This window comes from Massilia sp. TWP1-3-3, from assembly GCF_049897805.1.
GTDB lineage: Bacteria > Pseudomonadota > Gammaproteobacteria > Burkholderiales > Burkholderiaceae_D > Telluria_A.
This window is the reverse complement of the sequence record NZ_JAFCWX010000070.1, coordinates 1-6,228: the sequence shown is the minus strand read 5'-3', so window position 1 is coordinate 6,228 and position 6,228 is coordinate 1. Positions and strand designations below refer to the sequence as shown.

At 48.9% G+C, this 6,228-nt stretch carries 5 protein-coding genes; 4 read left to right on the top strand and 1 reads right to left on the bottom strand.

What is annotated here, in order from left to right; genetic code table 11:
- Window positions 1-119 precede the first annotated feature (119 nt).
- The 3 genes from ACP7D4_RS27400 to ACP7D4_RS27390 all read left to right on the top strand — a co-directional run bounded on the left by ACP7D4_RS27400 (window position 120) and on the right by ACP7D4_RS27390 (window position 3,530).
- Window positions 120-1,040, top strand: coding sequence for a hypothetical protein (locus tag ACP7D4_RS27400; RefSeq protein ID WP_426212556.1), 921 nt, complete (start codon window positions 120-122; stop codon window positions 1,038-1,040).
- A gap of 472 nt (window positions 1,041-1,512) precedes the next feature.
- On the top strand, window positions 1,513-2,682 hold the full coding sequence (locus tag ACP7D4_RS27395) for a hypothetical protein (protein ID WP_426212554.1): 1,170 nt from the start codon (window positions 1,513-1,515) through the stop codon (window positions 2,680-2,682).
- Window positions 2,683-2,789: 107 nt separating this feature from the next.
- Window positions 2,790-3,530, top strand: coding sequence for an HNH endonuclease (locus tag ACP7D4_RS27390; RefSeq protein ID WP_426212553.1), 741 nt, complete (start codon window positions 2,790-2,792; stop codon window positions 3,528-3,530).
- A 57-nt stretch (window positions 3,531-3,587) separates the two neighbouring features.
- Here the strand turns inward: ACP7D4_RS27390 and ACP7D4_RS27385 are convergent, their stop codons facing one another.
- Window positions 3,588-4,844, bottom strand: a complete 1,257-nt coding sequence (locus ACP7D4_RS27385; protein ID WP_426212551.1) for a site-specific DNA-methyltransferase — start codon at window positions 4,842-4,844, stop codon at window positions 3,588-3,590.
- Between the two features lie 62 nt (window positions 4,845-4,906).
- On the opposite strand from ACP7D4_RS27385, the gene ACP7D4_RS27380 reads away from it, so the two are divergent.
- Window positions 4,907-5,569: a hypothetical protein gene (locus ACP7D4_RS27380; protein ID WP_426212549.1), complete on the top strand. Its 663-nt coding sequence runs from the start codon at window positions 4,907-4,909 to the stop codon at window positions 5,567-5,569.
- Window positions 5,570-6,228: the final 659 nt, after the last annotated feature.

Below are 6,228 nucleotides of genomic sequence, written 5' to 3'. Positions count from 1 at the left end.
GCAGGGATAGTAAAAATCCATGCTGGACGCCGCGATTTTAAGGTGATGTCAAGTGTTATTGTGAAAAAATTGATAATAATTTACTGAAATGCACGCCAACTGCTAACTTGGGTGGATTGATGCCAGCACCGGAAGCACATTTACTTCTTTCCAGCCTCGGCGAGCGAATGGGACTTCTTTTTCAAGAGTCAGCTCTTACGCGCGCATTCGAATTGGTTGGTGGCCATCCGTTGCTACTTAGGCGCCTCGGTTCGGCAATACATGAAAGCACGCTCCATCGGACTGATCGTAAATCCGTCAATGCACAAGACGTTGAAAAAGCGTTTAAGGCAAAGAAAAGAGACCTCTTTAATCAAGTGGCTTGGTTCTTAGAGCATCTAGCGCGCGTGTCTCCCGATGAAGAGCGTATGTTAAGAGATATCGCTAATGGTGGGGCACAAGCGTACGCTGATCTTTGGAGTAACGACGATTTTAGAGAAACTTATGCGCATCACCTTGAACAGTACGGTCTGTTACACTTTGAGAATGACTTGCCTATTATTGCTCTTGATTTAATTCGTGAAGCATTGAAGCGTCCAATTGCTATTGAATTTATCGAGCAGAAAAAACAGTTAAAGGACGTTATTGAGGTTATTGAGCAAGCAGTAAGAATACGGTTGCGTGTGGATCTGGAACGAGACACTGCGCCAGATGAAGCTGTTGCCCATGTCGTCAGCGCTATTCCCTCTGATGCGAAGAATCGCCCTCTAGGACGAAAAGAACTTATCGAACTGGGTAATATCGCTGGTGTTGGCGCAGTGCTTGATGCTATGAATTGGGGCGACTACGAGATTCTGTTTGACAAATTCTACGATAAAATCGAATGGTCCGGTAGCTTAGTAGATAAACCAACTCGGATTGGGAATATAAAGCGTGCATTTACCCAAGCGCACTTGATACGCCACAACAACGATCACCAAATTAAGCAGCTTATTGATGAGCGTGGATACAACGAAGTTTACGCAGGTTTTGCGGCAATGCGTGAGATTTTAGGTGGTTAGTCGGTTTTTCTCGGAGTCCATCAGCTTCGCCACACCGCCACCCACATGATAATTAGTGATGCCAGCGACTTCGATCGCCATAGCCATAAGAAACTAGCATAATTTTCCTGCAAATATGGGCTTGGCGATTTGTATATTGACGCTAGTAAGAGAATCCTTGTGACGGTAGTTCAATTCTGCCCTTGGCCACCAGGAACACCGTTTACTCAACGCCCACTCGTGCAAGGGGACGTTGTCGTTTCTGGGATACGCAGTCGTCGTGTCCGGTCAATCACCGGTATGCACCGTGCATACAAGGACCGCTAAACGATCTTCCAAGTCTGCGATAAAGTCATCCGAGCAACCGTTTTTCCCTGCGCTCTCGATCTAATGCAAGTATCATTTGCGGTGAAGAAACTTTACTATGTCGCAACGTCAGAAAATCGTTAGACATGCTGTTCTCATCCAAAAATGTGATCGAACAAAGGCGCTCATGGCACTCGAACAAGAGATCGCGGCAATTCGCGACGGAATAAAAACCGGTCGTTTTCCCAACGAGGCGTCGGTCTCTCAGGGTATAGTCCTGCGGTTGCTAAACGCATTAGGATGGCCCGCATACGATACTCAGGTGGTGTGGCCAGAATACTCGCTTTCTGGACGCCGCGTCGACTTCGCATTGTGCCACCCGACGGCCAAGCCAATCGCGATCATCGAAGTCAAACAAATAGGCCAAAGCGACGGCGCCGAGCGCCAATTGTTCGAGTACGCATTTCATGAAGGCGTTCCAATGGCCATCCTGACAGATGGTCGTGAGTGGAATTTTTTCTTACCAGGTGAGCAGGGAGCCTACAGCGAGCGACGTGTCTACAAACTCAACATCGTTGAACGGGACCTTGACGAATGCGCAGCTCGTCTAAAACGTTACCTACTGCATAGTTCGGTCACCTCAGGAGCCGCACTTCATGCGGCACGCGATGACTACCGCAACGTATCGAAGACGCGACAGATGGGGGCAGCATTACCCGCAGCATGGGCCGGCCTCATCGCGGACGAGGACGACATGCTTATTGAAATCGTTGCAGATCGAGTCGAAAGCGTTTGCGGCTTCAAGCCTGATCCAGACATGATCATACGGTTCCTTACCGATCTAACGAAACAACCTCTCGTAACTTCCCAGTCATTTTCGCAAGTTCGACCTGCCAACCTTAAATCGATCCGGCCCAGCACATCATTGCCATCAGAACAACCTCCTTTCGTTCGAATACAAGCACCTTTACAAAGCAATCCCTCCGATCAAAATGTGCAGAAAAAAGGGACGCCGATCGGGTACGAACTCGCAGGGCAGTTTCACCCTGCGCGCAACGCAATTGACGTTCTACGCCAAATAATCGAACAGCTGAGTGCCGGTGATGCCACGTTTTCCGAGCGGTTCGCTGAGCGCCCTCACGGAAAATCGCGACGGTATCTCACCCGTGACCGCGACGAACTATATCGGCGTCCGGATCTTTGTCTGAAGCACTCGATTCACCTTCGTTCCGGCTGGTGGTTAAGCACAAACCATAGTCGAAATACGATCGAAACAATTGCCCGACTGGCCTGTGAGGTCGCTGGACTTAAATACGGCCAAGACCTGAAAATGTCGCTGGCAATTTCGGATTTTTAGGGCCTGTCATTCTCCGCCTTTAAATTTTCCATTTTAGTACACGCAAATACGGACACATCGGACACTCAACGATTTTGGCAGCACACACGAAACAAAAGGGCTCTGTAATGCGAATTACAATGCGGCAAGTAGAGGCATCCTACGACGTTGCTAGTCAAGTATTTGATAAGAAAATTCCATCTGAAGCAGGCGCGCTGCTACTTCAAGACACGCATGGACTAAACATCAATACGGCACGGGATTTCATCAATGATTTCCGCATGATGCTGCACGGGAAAGTCTTTCACCGCGCCATGAGTGCCCCCGCGATTGAATATTACCTGACACGTATTCGCTCTGAACGTGGATCGAGCTCGCAGGACAAGGCAATTGCCGCTGTTCGCATGCACATTGATTACTATGAGGGACTTCGCACAGTCAACCTGAACGCGATGCGAGCTGTGGTTGAGCGGCACTCGGCCAATCAGAGTGCTCCGCCACCGCTCGCCGCGCAGGAGGCGGCCTTTAACGCTGCGGTCAATAAAGCGATTGCTGACTCGCCAGCAAACAGAGATGCTCGGCTCCTAGAAGCAGCAAGGATGCCGGTGAAAATGCGCGTTGTGACCGAAGTCTACGTTCGTAACCCGGATGTTGTCGCTGCCGCATTGGATCGGGCAAAAGGTGTTTGCGAACGCTGTTGTACAGCTGCACCGTTCATGCGCAAGAAGGATGGAACTCCATATCTCGAAGTTCATCATAGAAAGCAATTAGCGCATGGCGGCGAAGATACGGTCGAAAATGCGAATGCCCTTTGCGCAAACTGCCACAGGGAACTTCACTACGGCGTTGACACAACATCGGTCATATAGCTGGTTGATGGAATATTGCATACGGCTAGCAGAAAAACGTACTGCACGATAGTCTCATCAAATAGAATGTATTGAATATTCAAAGCCAGGGTCATCTTTGCGTATTTTTTTTAACCTAAACTCCGTAATATCCGCGGTGGTCTCGAACCCATTTTTCCCCGCCATATGACTCGAACATACGGGATGAGGATGCTCCACAAGAATCGTTTTTCGATAGGCGTTAGTTATTCGATTTAGTTCATAGGCGGCATGCGCTGTTGTCCCAGTGCCCGCAAAAAAATCAAGAATAACGGCGTCTTTAGCGCAACAGCACTCGATCAAATCCTTTATTAATTCGAGCGGTTTTGGAGTTTCGAATACCTTATCGCCATATATCTCCTTGATTTCGGTTGTTGCTCTATCTGTCAGATACCCTAACTTATCGAAAATACTTCTTATTTTTATTCGTTTCAAATCAGAATTGTAATTTTTAACATAGATCACGCCCCCTTTGGATGCATAAAGCTTCCATGATTCGGCCTTTGCCTTGTCACGCCCCCATAGCCATCGGCGTTCGACGCCCTTCGAGTCCACGGGAAATACTTCATGAAGGTGATCACTAATTTTCTCTGCGTAGACGGAGCCATCTTGGGCACAGTAAAGCGGATAGTATAGATTTGGTCTGTCCTCTCGAAGGCTAGCATCGCCCTTTTTCCGAAATAGACCGTCTATGGTGAATTGACCATGCTCATCTTCCCGGTCATACTTTTCGGTATCGCTTTCAGCAATGCCATGAAGTAGCGATTCTGATGTCTTCCCATAGATCAAGACATATTCGTGATTCACAGCAACGTTTGCCCTCCCGCCCTTCCCGTTTTTACTGCGGCATACGACCAATGTAGCGATGTAATTTTCTTCATCGAACACCGCGTCCATTAGGATTTTTAAATGAGCATATTCGTAATCATCAATACTGATAGCGATAATTCCATCATTGCGAAGCAATCCTTGTGCGAGGACTAAGCGAGGAAGCATAAAGGTCATCCAGTCTTCGTGCCGGCCCCACAGCCCCCCTCGATTGATCCGCCGCTTGTCGTCGTAAACGAACGTGCTCCCAGTGTTGTAAGGCGGATCGATATAGCAGAAATCGATTTTAACTTCGCCCTGAAGATGTAGCGCACTAAGTGCCGCTAAATTATCCGCCTTGACAAGTGCGCACTCTGCGTTCAATATTCCCTCAAGCATTGCCGATGGGGAAGATATCGACTCAACCCGCCCCAGTCCAAGCATGCCTGCCAAGGATGCCACTTTTTTTTGCATTGATTCATTGTCCATTGGTACTCATTCCAAGTTAGCTGCACCCCGAATTTTCACACGTTTCAGGACGCTCCGCTGATATGACTGCCACACACTCGTTTCCGTACTGCAACTCTTCAAAGAAATACACCGACAAGAGTATTATTAAACGTCTCGAAAACTTTTTTTTGGACAATGTTGGCAATATTATTACTAACGCTCAGCTGATAGAGGTTGCCAAAGATCCAGTTACAGGCAACGAGCCGGAGAACTGGCATCAACGACTATCTGAACTTCGCACAAACTCCGGATACACGATTTTGTCGAAACGGGACCGCGCGTCCTTGGCAGTTGGGGAATACCTTATGCTCACGGCCGAAAAAAGGACGGGTGCTTCCGGTCGCGTGATGCCTACTTCCTCAACATGGAGAGACGTTCTGGCTCGTGCAACGAACAAGTGCGAATGGGTCGAGGGTGGTCATATATGCGGTATGAGCGATGGCGACATCGATCCTGTCGGCGGCGGAACGGTGAAATTAACTCCCGACCATAAAACACCTCATTCGGTAAACCCAAATTCTGATCCGGAAAACCCGGGGCAATGGCAAGCACTGTGTGGGAGACATCAGGTAATGAAAAAGAACTATTGGGATTCGAATACCGGAAAACTCAACGTTGTAGCAATCATGCAGGCGGTCCCCAAAAAGGACAAGGAACTGGCGCTTGGGTTTCTGCTGGAGTACTTTGATTTAAAAACCGTATAGGTGGCGGAGAGCAGCACTTTCTCTGCATGCGGGTTGTGCTCACGCCCCCCGCACGTGTTGCGCGCGCTCGCCCCTAGTTGATCCTCTCGCAGCTGCACTAGAAGGCACTGTCCAGAATCTCTTGTTCCGTCTGAAGCGAAACCTGTTTTAGTCATATATTATTCCCATGACTTCACCCAGTCAAAAGCCCACACCCTCACCCGGCATGGGCTTTTTTCATTTCTGACGCACATAAAAGGAAACCGAATAATGAACATCACGGCAAAACCGACTTGGCAATGGTCAGGTAACAACAGCCGGGCTCGCTCGCCTAGCACAAGAACCGGCAACACGGGAACCTCTGCCTTCAAAACCGCGCTAATGCCGCGCAGCTTCGATTTACAATTTTCGCTGAAATATAGGCGCTGATCTACCTGCACACCCGACACCGCCGCTGAGTGCCTCCTATCGGCAGCACTCGCGCATCAACCCCGAAGGCCCATGACATACCCATGTCATGGGCCTTTTCTTATTCGTTGTACCTACATCTAACCCCTGGAATGTTGACGCTGACCGAAAATTGACCCACCTACAGGGGGTATGCTGATCGAAAATTGACCCAGGTGTTCTACTGCTCCTGCCCACATTTTGGGCAGGAGAAAAAAAGGTGATCACCATGG

Excerpts from the sequence above, each read along its gene's own strand:
- ACP7D4_RS27400 (WP_426212556.1), top strand. The coding sequence starts at position 120 with ATGCCAGCACCGGAAGCACATTTACTTCTTTCCAGCCTCGGCGAGCGA.
- ACP7D4_RS27385 (WP_426212551.1), bottom strand. The coding sequence starts at position 4,844 with ATGGACAATGAATCAATGCAAAAAAAAGTGGCATCCTTGGCAGGCATG.
- ACP7D4_RS27390 (WP_426212553.1), top strand. The coding sequence starts at position 2,790 with ATGCGAATTACAATGCGGCAAGTAGAGGCATCCTACGACGTTGCTAGT.
- ACP7D4_RS27380 (WP_426212549.1), top strand. The coding sequence starts at position 4,907 with ATGACTGCCACACACTCGTTTCCGTACTGCAACTCTTCAAAGAAATAC.
- ACP7D4_RS27395 (WP_426212554.1), top strand. The coding sequence starts at position 1,513 with ATGGCACTCGAACAAGAGATCGCGGCAATTCGCGACGGAATAAAAACC.